21 protein-coding genes are annotated in these 17494 nt (G+C 51.9%); 18 read left to right on the plus strand and 3 right to left on the minus strand.

Going from position 1 to position 17494, the window contains the following annotated elements; genetic code table 11:
• Positions 1 to 97: 97 nt before the first annotated feature.
• The 18 genes from V6936_RS04635 to V6936_RS04715 all read left to right on the plus strand — a co-directional run bounded on the left by V6936_RS04635 (position 98) and on the right by V6936_RS04715 (position 14821).
• Positions 98 to 535 (plus strand): single-stranded DNA-binding protein, encoded by a 438-nt coding sequence (locus V6936_RS04635; protein ID WP_026484866.1) that lies wholly within the window; start codon positions 98 to 100, stop codon positions 533 to 535.
• 327 nt (positions 536 to 862) lie between these two features.
• Positions 863 to 1375 (plus strand): hypothetical protein, encoded by a 513-nt coding sequence (locus V6936_RS04640; RefSeq protein ID WP_131070574.1) that lies wholly within the window; start codon positions 863 to 865, stop codon positions 1373 to 1375.
• Positions 1372 to 1680: a hypothetical protein gene (locus V6936_RS04645; protein WP_131070573.1), complete on the plus strand. Its 309-nt coding sequence runs from the start codon at positions 1372 to 1374 to the stop codon at positions 1678 to 1680. Before V6936_RS04640 ends, V6936_RS04645 begins: the two co-directional genes overlap by 4 nt.
• 351 nt (positions 1681 to 2031) lie before the next feature.
• The gene (locus V6936_RS04650) at positions 2032 to 3885 is read left to right on the plus strand and encodes a DEAD/DEAH box helicase (protein WP_230406157.1); all 1854 of its coding nucleotides are present in this window, start codon (positions 2032 to 2034) and stop codon (positions 3883 to 3885) included.
• A gap of 18 nt (positions 3886 to 3903) precedes the next feature.
• Positions 3904 to 4347 carry a DUF1902 domain-containing protein gene (locus V6936_RS04655; protein WP_219234834.1) on the plus strand — a complete coding sequence of 148 codons (444 nt, stop codon included), beginning with the start codon at positions 3904 to 3906 and terminating at the stop codon, positions 4345 to 4347.
• Between the two features lies 1 nt (position 4348).
• Complete coding sequence (locus V6936_RS17355) at positions 4349 to 4546, plus strand: type II toxin-antitoxin system HicA family toxin (protein ID WP_026484861.1); 198 nt, start codon at positions 4349 to 4351, stop codon at positions 4544 to 4546.
• A gap of 309 nt (positions 4547 to 4855) precedes the next feature.
• Positions 4856 to 5560 (plus strand): DUF3577 domain-containing protein, encoded by a 705-nt coding sequence (locus V6936_RS04660; RefSeq protein WP_131071818.1) that lies wholly within the window; start codon positions 4856 to 4858, stop codon positions 5558 to 5560.
• Between the two features lie 619 nt (positions 5561 to 6179).
• Positions 6180 to 6794, plus strand: a complete 615-nt coding sequence (locus tag V6936_RS04665) for a DUF3275 family protein (protein ID WP_026484859.1) — start codon at positions 6180 to 6182, stop codon at positions 6792 to 6794.
• A 531-nt stretch (positions 6795 to 7325) separates the two neighbouring features.
• Entirely contained in the window at positions 7326 to 7601 is a 276-nt protein-coding gene (locus V6936_RS04670) for a hypothetical protein (protein ID WP_086060033.1), read from the plus strand.
• A 71-nt stretch (positions 7602 to 7672) separates the two neighbouring features.
• Positions 7673 to 7975 (plus strand): hypothetical protein, encoded by a 303-nt coding sequence (locus tag V6936_RS04675; protein WP_131070571.1) that lies wholly within the window; start codon positions 7673 to 7675, stop codon positions 7973 to 7975.
• Between the two features lie 76 nt (positions 7976 to 8051).
• The gene (locus V6936_RS04680; RefSeq protein ID WP_021446568.1) at positions 8052 to 8360 is read left to right on the plus strand and encodes a hypothetical protein; all 309 of its coding nucleotides are present in this window, start codon (positions 8052 to 8054) and stop codon (positions 8358 to 8360) included.
• Positions 8361 to 8550: 190 nt separating this feature from the next.
• A complete protein-coding gene (locus tag V6936_RS04685) occupies positions 8551 to 8886 on the plus strand; it encodes a hypothetical protein (protein WP_131070570.1) in 336 nt (111 codons plus the stop codon).
• Between the two features lie 107 nt (positions 8887 to 8993).
• A complete protein-coding gene (locus V6936_RS04690) occupies positions 8994 to 9299 on the plus strand; it encodes a hypothetical protein (protein ID WP_131071817.1) in 306 nt (101 codons plus the stop codon).
• 1 nt (position 9300) lies between these two features.
• Positions 9301 to 10416, plus strand: coding sequence for a DUF6094 domain-containing protein (locus tag V6936_RS04695; protein WP_230406156.1), 1116 nt, complete (start codon positions 9301 to 9303; stop codon positions 10414 to 10416).
• A gap of 278 nt (positions 10417 to 10694) precedes the next feature.
• Positions 10695 to 11252: a RadC family protein gene (gene radC, locus V6936_RS04700; protein WP_131070569.1), complete on the plus strand. Its 558-nt coding sequence runs from the start codon at positions 10695 to 10697 to the stop codon at positions 11250 to 11252.
• Positions 11253 to 11361: 109 nt separating this feature from the next.
• The gene (locus V6936_RS04705) at positions 11362 to 11703 is read left to right on the plus strand and encodes a hypothetical protein (RefSeq protein WP_131070568.1); all 342 of its coding nucleotides are present in this window, start codon (positions 11362 to 11364) and stop codon (positions 11701 to 11703) included.
• Positions 11704 to 11784: 81 nt separating this feature from the next.
• Positions 11785 to 12411, plus strand: coding sequence for a hypothetical protein (locus V6936_RS04710; protein WP_131070567.1), 627 nt, complete (start codon positions 11785 to 11787; stop codon positions 12409 to 12411).
• A gap of 112 nt (positions 12412 to 12523) precedes the next feature.
• Positions 12524 to 14821 (plus strand): DEAD/DEAH box helicase, encoded by a 2298-nt coding sequence (locus tag V6936_RS04715; protein ID WP_131071815.1) that lies wholly within the window; start codon positions 12524 to 12526, stop codon positions 14819 to 14821.
• Positions 14822 to 14937: 116 nt separating this feature from the next.
• Here V6936_RS04715 and V6936_RS04720 read toward each other — a convergent pair whose 3' ends face one another.
• From V6936_RS04720 to V6936_RS04730, 3 genes are read right to left on the minus strand one after another with little or no spacing between them, the layout of a single operon-like run.
• The gene (locus tag V6936_RS04720; RefSeq protein ID WP_131071814.1) at positions 14938 to 16245 is read right to left on the minus strand and encodes a Y-family DNA polymerase; all 1308 of its coding nucleotides are present in this window, start codon (positions 16243 to 16245) and stop codon (positions 14938 to 14940) included.
• Positions 16215 to 16694, minus strand: a complete 480-nt coding sequence (locus V6936_RS04725; RefSeq protein WP_329956466.1) for a LexA family protein — start codon at positions 16692 to 16694, stop codon at positions 16215 to 16217. Before V6936_RS04725 ends, V6936_RS04720 begins: the two co-directional genes overlap by 31 nt.
• 39 nt (positions 16695 to 16733) lie before the next feature.
• Positions 16734 to 17405, minus strand: coding sequence for a recombinase family protein (locus V6936_RS04730; protein WP_207307420.1), 672 nt, complete (start codon positions 17403 to 17405; stop codon positions 16734 to 16736).
• Positions 17406 to 17494: the final 89 nt, after the last annotated feature.

Genomic DNA, 17494 nt, shown 5'->3' on the forward strand with positions numbered 1-17494 from the left:
TAGGCCAATTCCGAGTCGAAGTAGGGCGTGATCCAGTTAACGCAGGGCAATCCGACCATATGGTCAAGTCGTTTGTTTTTCACCGAAAGGAGTTGATATGCAGAACTTGTTTATTGGTAAGGGCAACCTGGGCGACTCACCCACCTTGAAACGTATTCCTCGTAAGAACAATTCGGGGGAAGAGTTTAGTGTGTGCAGTATGCGTGTGTATTTTGGGCGTTATGGGGTGGACCAGGCCACCGGCGAAGTTGGGCAGATTGGGGGCTTCTGGCGCGAGGTCGAGATCTACGGCAGCAAGGCCGAGGCGTGTGCACAGTTCTTGCGCAAGGGAGCTCGCGTACTGGTAATTGGAGAGGAGCGGGATTTCTTTGCCAAAGATGAGACCACGAATGCCGAGGTACAAGTCATCAAGATCGTTGCTGAGGATGTAGCCCTGCAGCTCACTCGTATTGAGTCGATCACCTACAAACAAGCAAACCGACCTTCGTCAGCCCGTGATCAGGAGGCATCGTTGGATGAGGATGTGCCCGCTTGATCAGTAAAACAGTGGCCTGGTCTACAGAAACGGAGGAAATATGCAAGTAAAGTTGGCGTGGCTTGTTACGCAGGTGTCAGTGTTAACAATGACAGTAGTTGTGATTTGTTACGTATTCAATAGTGTTCTTGAGATTGAAATCAATGGCGGCTTTCTTTTCTTGGCCTTGTGTTCGTTAATCTTAGCGGTTGTGGTTCCGATTGTGCGTTTTCTGTATCTGCTTGAAAGGGAAAGAGAATCGAGTGTTTGAGTGGGAGGCAGGCGCCCTGGTACCAGCAGGGTGCTTGCGCGGGAATGGTCCCGATTCACTAAAAAGAGGAAGAGGTGATGAAGCCTAAATATGACGTAATTCTCATTACGGGCAAAACAGGTGTGGGTAAATCTAAATTGATTGCTTCTGTATTTACCGGGGAGGGCATCTTGCTACTCGATCCCTTGGTGAACCCCATTGAAAACTGGCTGTGGCCAGATCCAAAAAAAACCAAAACGATTGTTATTGATCATGCCCTCCATCTCGATAAGGAAATATTGAATGAGGTTATCGGTTGGTGTAAGTGGAAGGGCGTTGCTCTCTGGATTGCGGAGCAGAATATTTCTGAATTGAGGACGCGTGGCATTCAATTGGACGGAGAGGTTTTCGAATTAAATTTAGTCTATAAATCTGAGCGGGAAAGGGAGGGAGCTGTAAGAGATCATCGAGGCATTGCGCTTGCCAAGCAGCTTCATAAAACAAATTGTGCCACACAAGCGATCTCACCCGAGATGCTGGATACCGTACTTGATAACACAAGCACAAGAATCGTTCTCCAACCTGATAGTGCTCTAAAGGGTTCAATATGAATTATGCAGCTATGCAGGACGCATTATTTTGGATAGTTGTTTTTTTAGCTGTAATCGCTTTAATTGCAAGTCTCGTATATATTTTTTGGGTTCCAGACCCTAATCAACCGGCAGAGAAAAGAAGGATAAGGAAAGCAATACGTATCCATCCACAAGTTGAAGTCTTAGTTCGGAAAAGACTTGATAGCGGCGAGGTGGTGACGAATTTTGATTTAGACAAGATTGTTGAAGAAGTTAGCTTAAATTGCTGGAAAAAAACAAATATTGAAAGACAGCGCCAAGATGTTGGCGAAGTCTCTTCTTAATTGGTGCCTGGAGCCTTAAAAATGTTAATTTTTGGGATATCTGCGATTGTTTTTTCAATAGGTGCTCTTGCCCTAATCTATGGGCTAAGCATGCATGGCAGTGATTTAGGGCTCTTCTCTTTCAGTATTGGTGGTGTTACTTCAGCCCTCGGTTTGATTGCTATGGCTGTTGCTTCGTTTTCGGCGTTTTAGGTGCTGCCATTGAGTATTGCGCCAATCTCCCTCAAGGCCCCTGAGTTACTGATTCAAGCCGTTTTTGACGGTCGTAGGCTTGGGCTACAGCTGTTCAATATTTCAGGAATGGCTGCCCGGTTGTCCAAAGCTGGAGCATGGTGGTGTCCAGGACGGCGAATGTGGGTATTGGAGCAGGCTAACGCGGACCATGCCCTGGCTTGGTTAGAAGCGCTCTATCTGCGTGAGCATGTTGAGTTTGACGGGGTTGCTGCGCTATTAAAAGCAGCTATAAGGGCACCCGAGCCTGATTACTTTACCCAACTGCTCGACGTCCAAATTTTTGAGCTGGCCAGAGGCGACCTCAACCATGGCCAACATGCCGTCAGCTTTTCGTACGATGGGCTGTGCGTGCGTGCCATGCGTGCGCTACAGGGGAGATTTCATAAACCCGCTGCAGCGTGGCAAGTACGTGGTGACGTAGCTCACATCCAGAAGATGCTCCGTGACCTGGCAGGCGTGGCCCCTGAATTTTCGTTCGTGCATGAGCAGCCCGTCGTACTCGAAGAGCTGGTATCACCGAATGCTGACGAATCTCCCATTCAGGTTCCTGCTGCAACACCTGAGCGAGGAGATGGCAGTCCTGGTCAAGATGTAGACGGCGCGGGTTTTTTGTCTGCTGACCTGGAACAAAGTAGTTCAGTTGACATCGATGAGGCTGTGCTGGCCGCTGCTGCTGTGGGCGCGGGCTTACGAGACTATCAGATCGAAGGGGTACGTCACCTTGCTGGGCAGACAGGAGCATGCTTAGGCGACGATATGGGTCTGGGCAAGACACGCCAGACAGTTGTGGGTGCTCGCCTGGCAGCAGGGCAGGGAAGAGTGCTTATTGTCTGTCCCGCCTCTCTGCGTATCAACTGGGAGCGTGAGATCCATGCCGTGTACCCCGATGCTATTGTCGGCTTTGCAGGGGATGATCGAATCTCGACGTTATACGGCTGTCAGTGGGTCATTGCGAACTACGAACGATTGGGTGGCCTGGTACGAGAAGTCGGGTTGGCGTTCGGGGCCATGGCTATTGATGAAGCGCATTACCTGAAGGAGCATAAATCTGGGCGTACACGCAATGCCTTTGTGATGGCCACGCGTATTCCGAAGCGCTATGTGGTGACCGGTACACCGCTTCTGAATCGTGAAATTGAGTTGCACACGCTTTTGCGTTTGACGGGCCACTCACTTGGCCATATGGAGCTGAAGGAGTTCCGCAAAGAATTCACTGGATCCCGTGATCGTCGAGCTGCATTAGCCCGTGCCTTGGGCGGTTGGATGCTGCGCAGGCGAAAGGACGTGCTCGACCTTGGCGCCAAAACGCACTCGGTGCGCTATATCTCACCTAGCGAAGGCTTGGCTGCCTACAAAGAGATTTACGATGACATGAGCCTTATGGCCATGCCTAAGATCACTAAGCTGCGCCAGTGTCTTGAAACGCTTAAAACACCGTTCCTGATAGAAACGGTTGAGAGCCTACAGGCCGAAGACAAGATCATCATCTTTTGCGAGTACATGAGCACGGTCAATGCCATGCATGATGCCTTTACGGCCGCTGGTATTAAGGCTGTGCGTCTGGTCGGAGCTGACTCTGCTATCAAGCGGCAAAAGGCCATCGACACATTCCAGGATGACCCCGAGGTCCGGGTGTTTATCGGCACTACGATGGCAGCTGGTGTCGGTATTACTCTAACCGCTGCTAACTACGTGGCCTTTGCATCGATGCCCTGGACCCCCGCGCTCATGCGCCAAGCCGAGGATAGGGCGTACCGGCTGGGCCAGCAGCGCGATGTGATGGTTATCGTGCCGCTCATACCCGACACGATCGATGAGGCTGTGTGGAAGATCCTGGAGGGCAAGCGTGAGACAGAAATTGATGTCGTAGAGGCTGTGACAATGACACAAGCAAATGAAGCCGCTGCGATCACGAATGCAGCATTGCAACGATGGATGCAAGGGGAGTCCGCCGCGCTTGCTCACGCTTGAAATCTGGTTAAAGCCAGTTTGACTGCTGCGATTAAATCGAGTAGGTTGATTCTGTACCGTTTACCGATTGAAAGCGGTTCAGATGTGCTCAACCCTGAAAGTGCATCGAGGCATTGCCTGGGCTTTTTACACCCTTGCGGGCAGCAACCCGCAAGGGCTGCTGCTCCTTTTTTTTTAGGAGCGAATATGCTTTTAATTACATCCTCTCCAGGGGACATTCTGATGGCCAAACTTCACCTGGTTTATGCGGACTGGGATGCCGAGGCTGGTGTTTGGGTCGCAACGTCTCAGGACGTACCTGGCTTAATCACCGAGGCACCTACGATGGAACAACTGACACAAAAGTTGGACGTAATGGTGCCGGAGCTTTTGGACGCCAATGGTGTTCATAAGGATGCCACTGGTGAGAGTTTTGAACTCATTGCTAGGCGTGTTGCACCCCTCCAACGTAGCCAAGCTTGAGATGGGTGCGAGCTATACGCCGCAGCTGATAAAAATTCTCATACAAGCAGGCTGCGTCGAAGTACGCAAAGGGAAGGGCGACCATGTTATCTGGTATTCGCCTCTTACTGAAACCCACTTTCCAGTGGACTCTAAGATATTGTCTCGACACACTGCCAATGGTGTGCTGAAACAGGCAGGGCTGCCTAAGCAGTTCTGAGGCATCCTTTGTTTTTTGGCTCACCCTTTCCGTGGGGTGGGCCATTTTTATTATTCCGGTCATTAAATGGTTGAAACGTAGAATTGACTTCGACATTAATCGCTGATAATTTACTGTCGTGAATCGCCATAAGGCACCCCACAGCGGCGTCTCAACTCTTGAAAGACGCACGTACTGATCCTCTAAGACAGTACCAGAGTACATCTTCTTCTTTGCTACCCGGACAGGGAACCCGCTTTCCCTGTCCAGGCCATTCGGCTCTTGGGTGGGTGCGTGTTCCTCCAGTCCATTTTTCTGGAGTTCACTATTATGACTAACGCTTCCACTCAAACTTCTAACCACTTCAATCTTCACGTTAACGGTGTCGGTTATCTGAACCGTATTCGCTGGGTTGAAACCAAGGGTTCTGGCCGCAAAGCAAAGCCTTTTCTTTCTTGCTCGATTTCTGCCATGCGTGGAAAGACGGACGAACCTGACTACACCTACTTTGACCTCCGGGTCTCGGGGAGTGAAGCCATCGAAATGGTGGAAAAACTCAAGGGTGATGTCGAGGCTAAACGCAAGGTTTTCGTCTCGTTCCGTGTGGGTGATATTTACGCCCATTCCTACATGCGCAACCTTCGAGATGAGAATGGGCGCACTACTGGCGAGCAAGAGCCTGCCGCACTGATCAAGGGACGTCTGTTGTTGATCAACAGTGTCACTGTTGATGGCGTTAATATTTTCCGACGTGAATCGCAAGAAGAGTCCAGCGTGGATGACACTCCTTTTCAAGAGGAGGCTCCTCTGCAGAACCCCTCGACCGATGATGAATCTTCTCAGGATGTGCCTGAGCAAGTGCAGTCTGAAAATAAAGCACCACAGGAAAACGCTCAAGGTCCAGCAACGCCAAAGTTCAACAGCAACAGCACTCCGGTGCCGGTGAACCAAGGCGCTGCGGCATATCAAGCAGGATATGGAGCAAGTAGTGCGCTTCAATACGCTGCAAACTATGCTTATCAGAGCGTTGCTTAACCTACGCCTCATCAAAACCCTCGTCACTGTTCCCATTTGGACGGTGCGAGGGTTTTTTCTTCGGAGCTGCTATGACACAAAATAATCGACAGTTCTCTCAGTCTGCTTGCTTTGATCGCGAGAACCTGATGAGAGCAATCGTAAAGGCAGGGCAACGAGCTGGGATTATCCGTCTGGATCTGGAAACATGTAGTGTTGCTGAGTGTTTACATATCCTGGATTGTTTAAGTGAGCCTATGGTAAAAACAGACAACTAATTTCAGTTGGCTTTTTTCTTGAAGTCGTGATGATTAGCGACTAAACTTCTTCGGTTTTGCGAGTGTTTTCAGGTGTCACTTGAATAACCTGGTCGCCTTCGGGCACGACACGTCAACCCCTGAAACGTGAACGCTCTGTATAGAGTTGGGGTACATATCACACGAGTACGTCCGTTGAATTGCACGTTCAAACAGGAACCTCACGTGCTCTAAATTACTATCCGATCGCAAGTTGGATAGCCACCATTTAAGCCCCCCTGTACCCGTCCGGCGTATGCTGCACGGGTACTTTCATTTCACACCCCACCGGGAGATCTCTTCCGGCTGGATTTGGTCTCCCTGTCTTTATGAAGGAGATCACGATGATCCGTATAGATGGAGCGCAGCTGCGCGTAAAACGGATTCGACAAAGTCGAAATGGTGCGTTCTGCGTTGCAGACCTCTCAACTGCTTATGGTGAGTTCAAGGTCAAAGACCCCCTCCTGGATCAGTTTGAGGAAGGTGAGTACCAGGCAACTGTGTGGATTAGTGAAATCTATCTGTCGCAATACATCGCGTTTGGCAAAGGTGTGACAGAAATTCGTGCTCGTTTGCACGATTTACAAGTTGAGAGCCAGGCCGAATTATCGACTGCTCATGAGCAAGCTGAGCCTGACCCCATTGACGAGCAAAGACCTGTACGGGTTGCACCACCTAAAAAGCCAGTTCCCCCTCCATCTACCGCAAAAGACTTTAGCCACTTTAACAAGGGTGGGAAGCCCCAGTCAGGGTCTTCGGGTTCTGGACCACAAGAGTCAACGCAGGGAGGGCACGATGGGTTGCTTGACGCGGAGATGCTCCGAGCCATTGTCAACCGAGATCCCATCAAACTTGATGCGACTGTAGAACGTGCGCTGCTACGACGGCAAGCAGCTGAACTTGGCCAACGTCATGGCTACCGTTTCGATGCGAAACAACAAATCTGGTTTGCCCAGTAAACCCTCATTTCTAAACCGCCCAAAGGTGGCGGTTTGACTTATGTTCTTGATGCTATCGAGACCATGAGCCAGACCGCACAGTGCATTGGTGCATCGTTGAATCTGGGAGGCGGCGTCCTTATGCGTCCGCAGCTTTTGCGCTAAGCCGGAGCTGGTGATAGCAAAACCAGCCACGTACCTTGCGCGCCGTTTCTTTTGTCACCAGGACCTCCATTTCGGTGACGCACACCTTGGATTCGCCAAGGGGAGTGAGGGGGTATGAATTTTAATTTGTTATTTAAGCCCGGAACCTAGATGGGTTCCCTTGCGAGCCAGGTTAATCATGCCCGGCCTTCAAGGGAAATCATCTAAGCAAACCAACGATGGTTTCAAACAGGTGCGTTCAACCCTGGAAACGCACCAAGGTGGCTTTGGCTACCTGGGTATTTGCTTTTAACCGATGCACGCGGGGTTCTCCTGCGCTTCTTATTCACCCCATGGGGACACCGTGTCCCTGGGGGCTTGGTCGTCCCCTTTTCTTAGAGGACGATCATGGCTCAACTGCATTTTTTTCCTATCACCGTGGCTCAGCGTAAGAATCTGCACTCGATCTTCAATGACTGGCTCTCTCAGGCGAGTGATGAAGGTTTTGAACAGTTCCTGGCGGTTCGACATGAGCTTGCACCTGCACAGGTGTGCTCCTTCGTACGCCTCGTTCAAGGTTGCTCCGTTCGGCAGGATCTGGCTCAACGTCTACCTGGCGATCTCAAACAACGTCTGCAAGCTCATCGTTGGCTGCGATTCGGGGCTACAGTCGTAGCCGCTTAACGTATTAACCCACCCTTGAGGGCTTTGACCCTCAAGGGTAATAGCCCTCTTTATTTTTAAAGAGGTACGGTATGTCACTACAGCCATCTGACTTGTTCCTGCTACGGCAAGGTCTGGTCGATGCCGGTATGAAGCAAGAGGTTGCCGAAAACAGTGTTAAACACGACATTGCCATGCTTCGCACTGAGCTGCAGCACGACATTGCTATGTTTCGCATTAAGTTGACGCATGACATTGAGGTGAGAAGGCGGGAGATGATCACCCTCGTCTGTTTTATCTTGCTACTTGTTGCTTGTGCCAGCCTGATTGGCATCGTCATAAAGGCGCATTTCGGTGCGCCGCTATGGCAAGTGCTACTGCGGTTAGCCGCTTAATATTTAATCCACCCTTGAGGGCTTTGCCCCTCAAGGGTAATAGCCCTCTTTATTTTTTAAGAGGTACTATATGCCAATGAGTCCATCTGACTTGTTCCTGCTACGGCAAGGTCTGGTCGATGCCGGTATGAAGCAAGAGGTTGCCGAAAAGGTGGCCATCGCAATGGAGGGTGCTATGGCACTCACACTTGATCAAGTGCTGGAGAAGTGGTCAGCCAAGGTTGAACACGACATTGCCGCGCTTCGCACTGAACTGAAGCACGATATTGAAGTGACCAGAAAAGACATTGAGGTGACCAAGCGGGATATGACCATCCGTCTTGGCTTGATGCTGGCTGGTTTTGCCGGTCTGATCCTAAGCGGCATGAAAATGTTCATGCTCTAGCGTTTAGCACGCGATTGTTTCCGCACACCTCGGTGTGCCTTGATGAGGAGTGCGCTCCTCCTAACTAGCGAATGTATGCCAGGTCTTTCATCGGTCTGGTGACATTCGCTTTTCTTTTGTCTTTCCATTTTCACCCCTGCGGGCACAGACCCGCATGGGTATGGCCTGCGCATTTTTAGTGAGGCCGACTATGACTGAACAGACTCAACCTGTGTGCAGAGATTCCTTCGATCTCTCGCCTCTTGCCAATGTGCTGCCGCGCTTTGAACTCGGTGTGGTTGTGGCTACGCCAGGTGTTACCAAGCTGGATCAAGAAGGCACGATCAACGCTTGTGAGTACCTGGCTCGTCACGCTGTTGGTGATTGGGGGGATCTGTGCCACGAAGATTGGCGATTTAACCAGCGGTCCCTAGCGTGTGGAGGGCGACTGATGTCGTCGTATCGCGTCAATGACCAACTCAAAATCTGGATCGTTACAGAATCGGATCGATCCTGCACCACGCTGACATTGCCATCGGAGTACTGATCCTCTAACCCATGCAAACCCATCAGAATGGGTTTGCATTATCTCTATCACTTTCCCGGCGGGATGATCCGTCTGGGTCTCTCGTCGTTTATTTTTCGGAGGCCCACATGATCGTTGTCCGCTATTTCACCTTACCGCTTTACACCACTGACAGAAACCGTACCGATGATCGACTGATCTGGACCGGGCCAGAGCCTGTTCCAGCCATTGGCGAAACTGTGATGGTCAGGCTCAACAATATTGGTAAATGCAGAATCGTTTGCTTTGCCTCACAAGGTCCGTACCTTGGGCTGCTTGTTTACCCCCTTCAACCACCCAGTTGGTGGGTTTCTCAGAATGGCGAGCCTTCACCTGAAACAGCAGGCCTGGTGTTTGGCCGTGAGATCTCGCTCATTGATGCTCAGGAGGCGTGACATGGCTCTTTTGTTCACTCGCTTGGCACGTAACTTCGTCAAAGCCGGATACTACCCGACCGATGATGAGACTTTGCAGCGGATTCAACACTTCCTCATGCCAGCATCAAGACCCATGCGATTGCTTGATCCATGTTGCGGGGAAGGTGCGGCGCTGGCTGACATCCGTCTTGGCCTACAGGAGCGCGCTGGTGACGCTTCAGTAAGCATTGAAGCTCTGGGGGTTGAGTTTGATAAAGAACGCGCCTGGCACGCGAAAACCCTCTTGGATCGGGTTATTCACGCGGACCTTCATGACGTCGTGGTTAAGGCTCGCAGTATTGGCCTACTGTTTCTGAATCCTCCTTACGGGTTTGGGATCAGTGATGCGGCGAACCTGGCCAACGCTGATTCTGACAAAGCCGAGCGTCTGGAGCGCACGTTCTTAAAGAAAACGGCATCATTCCTGGTTGAGGGCGGGGTGCTTATCTACATCATTCCGTATTACGCCTTAGATGCTGAGATTCGGACATTTTTGGCCCGTAATTTCGACAATTTACGGTTCTTTATGGCCCCCGAGCAGCAATTCAAACAATGTGTGATCTTCGGGACCAAAATCCGAAGCACACATCCACGTAAAAGCGTTCTTGATTGGCTTGCGCAGGCTCAGGCCGGAGAGTTCGTAGATCAAGTATTGCCAGAGGTCTGGGATGATGAGCCCTACCAGGTGCCAGCAGCTGATGCGGAGCTTGACTTTCATGCGGTGCGAATCGATTCTGCTCAATTAAAAGACGAGCTCAATACATGGAAGGCGAGTCTGTTGTGGCAAGGCTTTGATGTTCATTTCTCTCAGGTGCGGACCAGTCACAGAAGGCCGCTTCGTACGATGACTCAATGGCACCTGGCGCTTGCGCTGGCAGCCGGACAGGTGACTGGCTGCATTGAATCCAAAGACGGGCGAGTTTTTCTGATTAAGGGGGATACCTTTAAGAAGAAAGAACGCATCCAGAACCTGGAGGTGGATGAGAAGGGGAATGTTTCAGAGACCATCACGATGCTGGATAAGTTTGTACCTACGATCAATGCCATTGAATTTACTGCCGATCATCGGCTTGGTCAGATAGTAAAGATCAGCTGATGCTTTATCCCTCGGTGCCAATAGGTGGCGCTATTCACCCTTCATTAGAAGGGTTCCTCAAGGGGCCTGGTCCAGACCATTTGGGGAAACCTTCTCATCAAACCTAAAGGGGTTTCTATAGATGCGTTCAACCCTGTAAACGCATCAAGGTGGTCTTTTACTGCCTGGGTAGTTTTTCTTATCTGCTGCAGTCATGCATGGCATGTCAGCAGCCCGTCTTATCCCTTGGGGACATCCGTCCTCAAGGGGCCGGCTGTCTCCACTTTTTGGAGATACCCATGTCTTCTTTTGATACGTCGATTTTACCCATTGCGCCGCCTGTATACGCTCAGGCAGCGCCTGAACCCGCGCAACTGCATGTTGCTGATGCGCATGGGCACTACGTGTTGGCGACTCCAGAGCAGATATTGGAGGCCGCACGTGAGGCGATTGTGTCTTTAGTGCCTTCGGGAACTCCCATGTCAACGCCGAGCATTGCGGAACGCTATGCCGTTGCTCGTTTGGCTGGCCTAGAACACGAGGTTTTCGCTGTCTTCTTTTTAGACAACCAGCTTCGCCTGATCCAGTATCGGGAATTGTTCCAAGGCACCCTGAATCAAACGGCTGTCTATCCTCGTGAGGTCGTTAAAGAGGTGCTCAGGAGCAATGCTGGCGCGGTCATTTTGGCTCACAACCATCCAAGCGGAAAGTTAGAGCCTAGCCAGGTAGACCGCCAAGTCACTGAGCGGCTGAAAAAAGCATTGGAGCTGATCGATGTAAGGGTTCTGGACCATTTGATCGTCGGGCCTTCAGCCGATACCACTAGCTATTCGTTCGCTGAGCACGGCGACCTGTAACTTGAGTCATTTCTTGTTTGTTTAGCCCGCATTTGGGCGTTTTTAACCTGTACCCATGGGGTCGCTGCGGCCCTTATGGGGCGTTGCGACTCATTTTCTGGAGTTTGTCATGAGTCGTCATTACTTTGAAACCACCTATAAAGATCATCCCGTTACCGTGCTGTTAGGTTGGGATAGGGCTTTGGGGCATTATTTTTTGGTCATCGAAAAGCAGGTGGATTTTGTGGATCCGGATGTGACCGGGTTCGATGATCAGTATCTGTATAGCAATCTTTATGAGTCCAACCCATTTGGTTTGAGCCTGGAGCATTTTAAAGCGGTGTTGCACCGGCTCAAAATCACTGTGCCAGCAAATATGTTCACTGAGGTCCAACGCGACTCCTGGAACAACGTGGGGAATCGAGACATCACCTATCAAGCTGACGGCTCATTTGCCGTGCGCTCGGCTTGACCATCTCTCTAAACGGCGCGGCCTGGCCCCTTCCTCCTTTGTGCGAGGAAGGGGCCAGTCGCATAACTATGGAGCTCGGTGATGTACCAAGTAGAGGAGTTTCCTGAGGTCTGGGCAGATGCCTGCATCCGAGAGTCGGACGGTCGCTTTTTGTTCGTTTCGCTGTATGGACGCGATGGATCGCTGATGCAATTCATGGCTGCGATGCAGTTGGGCAATAAGGAAGGCGGTATACAACGCTTTCACTTGCGCGGCGATGATGGCCAACGCCACTTAGTGGAGGTTGGCGGTGTGGATCGCTTAGGCAAACACACCGGCAGGTTGCCTAAGCAAAACCTGTTTGGTCCTTTGGGGCAACTGTGGGTATTTGACAAGAATCTACAGGAGCCAGACCGTGCCAATCGAATCGGTTGGGTTCTTCACTATTCAGCAGTGAGCGACTTGGTCAGCCTTAACGAGGCTCAGGAGAATGATCTCGATGATCGTGCCTGGCAACTGATTAAAAGCTTGTCGCCGGTGGCCCTTCTGGACCATTGGCGTGCAGAGGTTTTGGCGTGGTGCCGTGATAAGCAAGCTGTGCAGATAATGGGCAGCGATCTGTATCCCACGCTTGGCCCTGTCAAGGCAGTTCGGGTGAGTCTAAGTGAGCATTTTCTTGATTTCATCTCTGATGGGGTCAGGGTAGGGCGCCTACGTTTGCAGTTGTAGTTTTTCTAAGCTGATTGGCTGATTTCCGGATCCAGCCTTTTCTACATTTTTTTCTAACCCATGCGGGGAGCAGCCCCGCTGGCTCCCCGTATTCCTTTTGTGGAGAGCCAATATGGGCGCTATACATCCCCAGCTAGATACCCCAGAGCAAAATGCCGATGAGCTGCATATGCCTCTGGCCATTTTTATTGATCAGTTTGGTGAGGGCTTGTTGGAGCAAGTCCGTCGCCAGAACCCGCCTATTTACGATCCGGACCTGGACACTCAAACTCGCGTTTGGCGTGCGCGGCAACACGTTCTGGACAATCTGACCCGTCAGCCATTTGAGGCCCAGGCCCATGCTGTACACGCCGTTGTGAAGCTGTTGTTGGATCACAATGAACCGGCAGCGGTACTCAATGCGGATATGGGCACGGGCAAAACCATGATGGCCATTTGTGTTGCGGCTTTAATGCAGAGTACGCATCCACGTACCCTGATCGTTTCGCCGCCTCACCTGGTCTATAAGTGGCGACGTGAGATCCTGGCCACCGTCCCTGGTGCTAAGGTTTGGATTCTGAATGGGCCAGATACGCTACGCAAACTGTTGGCGCTACGAAATGCCCTGGGTTTGAAAACCAGTAAGCCAGAGTTCTTTGTGCTTGGGCGTGTGCGTATGCGCATGGGGTTTCACTGGAAACCGGCATTTTTGACTCGCCAGGTATTGCAAGATGGTCAACGGTTTAGGTTTGCTTGCTGCCCTGATTGCATGGAACCCATCGAACGTGAGAATGCGGATGGTGAAATGATGCCGCTCTCCGTTGAGGCGGCCGCACTCATGCTTGCTGATAGACGCTGCAAATGCAGCCACTGCGATAGCACGCTTTGGACGTTGATTCGTGCAGGTAAGCGTATCGACTCCATGCACGATCTGGTGTTGGGTGCTTTGAAGCAAATGCCGACGATCGGAGATAAAACCGCTCGCAAATTGCTCTCGATTTTTGGAGAGGATCTGCTTGGGGGAATGCTCGACGATAACGTCTATGAGTTTCTCAACCTCATGGATGAGTCTGGCGAGCTTGTTTTCTCCGATCGGCAGGCCATGCGTATGGAGCGATCCTTCGCGTCCTTTGAGTTCAGTATAGGGGAGGGGGGCTATCAAGCCACTGAGTTCATCAAACGCTACTTGCCTCGTGGGTATTTCGGTCTTTTGGTTGTAGATGAAGGCCATGAATACAAAAATGAGGGCTCAGCCCAGGGCCAGGCCATGGGCGTGCTGGCCAGCCAATGCCAAAAAACACTGCTGCTCACTGGGACACTGATGGGGGGCTATGCCGATGACTTGTTTCATCTTTTGTGGAGAATAAATCCGACACAGATGATTCAAGATGGCTTCAAACCTGCTCGTAATGGGTCAATGGGAAGCGCAGCTATGGCGTTCATGCGTGAGCATGGCGTGCTCAAAGACGTGTACAAGGAAAGCACTGGCCCATCGCATCGCACCGCTAAAGGTAAGCAGATGACGGTACGGACCAGTAAAGCTCCTGGCTTTGGTCCGGTTGGCATTATGCGGTATGTAGTGCCGATCACTGTTTTCCTGAAGTTGCGCGACATTGGCCAGAACGTCTTGCCTGACTATGACGAGCACTTCATTAACGTACCAATGAGCCAGGCGCAGGATGAGGCCTATCAGCGCATGGCAAAGCACCTGGTGTACGAGCTCAAGAAGGCGTTGGCCCAAAAGGACAATAGCTTGCTTGGGGTTGTGATGAATACGCTACTGGCTTGGCCAGAGTGCTGCTTTCGCCCAGAAACCGTCCGGCACCCTCGAAGTAAGGCAGTCTTGTTTTCTCAAGGGCCTGTTTTTCAGGAGTCAGAGCTTACCCCCAAAGAGCAACAGCTCTTAGATCTGTGCAAACAGGAGAAGGCCAAAGGAAGAAAGGTGCTGGTGTACTCGATTTACTCGGGTACACGTGACACCACCGCTCGGCTCAAAAGCCACCTTGAGATGAACGGCTTCAAAGTTGCTGTGTTGCGTGCTTCTGTTGACGCAGCTCGACGCGAAGACTGGGTTGCTGACCAGGTGGAGCGGGGTATTGACGTCCTTGTCACCAATCCAGAGCTGGTCAAGACTGGCCTGGATCTGCTGGAGTTTCCTACGATTGTGTTCATGCAGTCTGGCTTTAACGTCTACACGTTAATGCAGGCGGCCAGACGGTCATGGCGGATTGGCCAGAAGCATCCAGTCAAGGTCGTGTTCTTGGGCTACTCAGGTTCCAGCCAGGTGGAGTGTTTAAGGCTGATGGCCAAGAAGATCGCTGTTACGCAGTCAACGTCAGGGGATATGCCTGATTGTGGCTTGGATGTTCTGAATGATGCCGGTGACAGCATTGAGGTCCAGTTGGCCAAGCAGTTGTTGGCCAACGCATAGCATACTTTTCCTTTTCACTTTGCCCCTCAATATGAGGGGCTTTTTTTTTGGCGACGGATGATATAAATCTCCGGAGAATGCAGGTGGTGATCGAAGCGCAAACACCAGCCTGTCAGCTATTTCCAGACGTCAATTATCTGACCCCAATCTGTCGTGTACGCCGGTGTCATGCGTTCTTGCTTCATCTTCCACACAGCATCAACTGGTGCGAACGAACTAGCCGCTGAAATCGTGCTGCGACCGTACCGTTGATTGATGCCATCCAGCACAGCCATCAGCGCAGATCGGTCGGAGGTATCGACCACTGCACCGGAAGAGAATAAGGTGCGCTGCGCATCCGCTTGCTGCTGCGTAGCGAGATCCAACAGGCAAACCCCCGCTTTTGCGTATTTGAAACCTTCACGATAGATTTGATGCAGGCCCTGCAGCGCAGCTTGTACCAAGCTGGCCGTGCTGTCCGTCGGCGTCAACAGGCGTGCCACTGTGCCGCCGGAGTACTGGGGATCGTTGCGAAAATAGCTAGTGCGAATGAACACGAGAATTGACGCTGTCACGCCCTCCTGGGCACGCAGCTTCTCAGCGGCGCGACTCGTGAACGTGCTGATGGCCTGTTCAAGATCCTGCAGATCAAGAACAGGCTTGCCGAACGAGCGTGAACACATGATTTGCTGCTTGTCTGCTGGCACTTCTTCCCATTCGAGGCAGCTTTCTCCGAATAGCTCCCTGGCGGTCTTGGCCACAACAATTGAGAATCGGTCCCGCATTACACGCCAGTCGGCTTGGGCCAGGTCAGCAGCGGTATTGATGTTTAAAGCCTGCAGCTTGGGCGCCAGCTTCCTGCCCACACCCCAGACCTCGTCAATTGGCACATGGCGGATTGCACGCATCAAGTCCGCCGTGGCCAGCCCTGACAAATCGCACACACCCTGTAAGCGCGGCATCTTTTTAGCCAAGTGGTTTGCCAGCTTGGCCAACGTCTTTGTCGGCCCGATGCCCACGCATGTTGGAATCCCAACCCACTGCCTTACGCGCTGGCGGATCTCGCTTCCAATCTCTCGCCCCGTGCCGGGCACCCCGGTCAAATCAAGAAATGACTCATCGATCGAGTAAATTTCTTGGAGTGGTGAGAATTGGCCAATCACATTCATCATCCTGCTACTCAGGTCGCCGTAAAGGCTGAAATTCGCAGATAGTGCGATCAGGCCATGAGTATCGGCCAAGTGCTTGATCTGGAACCAAGGGGCACCCATTTTGATACCCAAGTCTTTGGCCTCTTGCGTCCTGGCGATAGCACAGCCATCGTTGTTGGAAAGCACAACCAACGGCCGCCCTTCATATGCTGGGCGCATCGCACGTTCGCAGGAGCAATAAAACGAATTCCCATCGATGAGTGCTATGCGGGTAACAGGCCTTTGAGCGTCCATGTCACTACCCCCCAAACGATCAACTCTTGCCCATCACGGAACTCGATATCGGTAAATGTCGGGTTCGCTGCCTGTAGCTTCACCCGACCAGCCCGACGAAACAAGCGTTTGATCGTGAACTCACCATCGATAACGGCTAAGACGACATTGCCGTGCTTTGCCTCCAGAGATCTATCGATTACCACGTAGTCCCCGTCGTCTATCCCGGCGTCACGCATGGATGGGCCACGCACGCGCATGAAAAATGTCGCGTCAGGCTGATGAATCAGCAACTCATTGAGGTCGAGCCGTTTTTGGGTATGGTCTTCCGCAGGGCTTGGGAATCCACACTGTACAGTCGCAGAAATTGCCCAGACCTGAACTGGAAGCTGCGTCACAGGAAGTGGAGTATTCATAATTCTTACTGGATAAATAAACAGTGATTTTACAGAATAAAACTGAAAAGTCATTTCTGCTTGTATCTCAGTAAGTTTTTAGAGCATGGGACACTACGACCCGGCCGACCGCGCCAATGGTTGATGAAGCGCCCAAACTCTCTTGACCTGACTTGCGCTGCATCCGGCCAATCTTGCCGTAGCAGCAATACTGTGGCCTGCAGACCGCAGCGCAATAATCCGATCGTGCATTTGGGTGTCAGCTTTGCGGCCAGCATAGCGCCCAGCATCCTTGGCCAGCGCCACGCCTTGTCGCTGCCGCTCGCGCCGATCTTCATAGTCGTCGCGAGCAATCTGCAACGCCAGCTTCAAAAGCATGTCCTGGACGGATTCCAAAACAACCTTGGCCACGCCTTTCGCCTCGGCGGCCAGCTCCGTCAAATCCACAACACCAGGCACTGCCAGCCTGGCGCCTTTGGCCCTGATCGAGGCTACCAGGCGTTCGGCCTCTACTAGCGGCAAGCGGCTGATTCGGTCGATCTTTTCCGCAACCACGACTTCACCTGGTTGCAGGTCGGCAATCAGGCGCAGTAGCTCGGCGCGATCGGCCCGTGCGCCGCTGGCTTTCTCGCGGTAAATGCCGGCGATGTAAAAGCCGGCTGCTTTCGTGCTCTCTACGATGGCATCCTGCCGGTTTAGGTCTTGGTCCTCCGTGCTCACGCGCATGTAGATGCGTGCCACCTTGAGGGCAGCGCCCGGTGCCTGGTGGTGTTCACTTGGACTCATTATTTATATTTCGCCTAGTAAGCAGAGCAACAATCGCAAAGCCAAAAGCTAGCACTGCGGTTGCTGCATGCCATAGAAATTGTTGGAAG

It is taken from the genome of Alcaligenes sp. CHO6 (assembly GCF_037120595.1).
Lineage (GTDB): Bacteria > Pseudomonadota > Gammaproteobacteria > Burkholderiales > Burkholderiaceae_B > Alcaligenes > Alcaligenes ammonioxydans.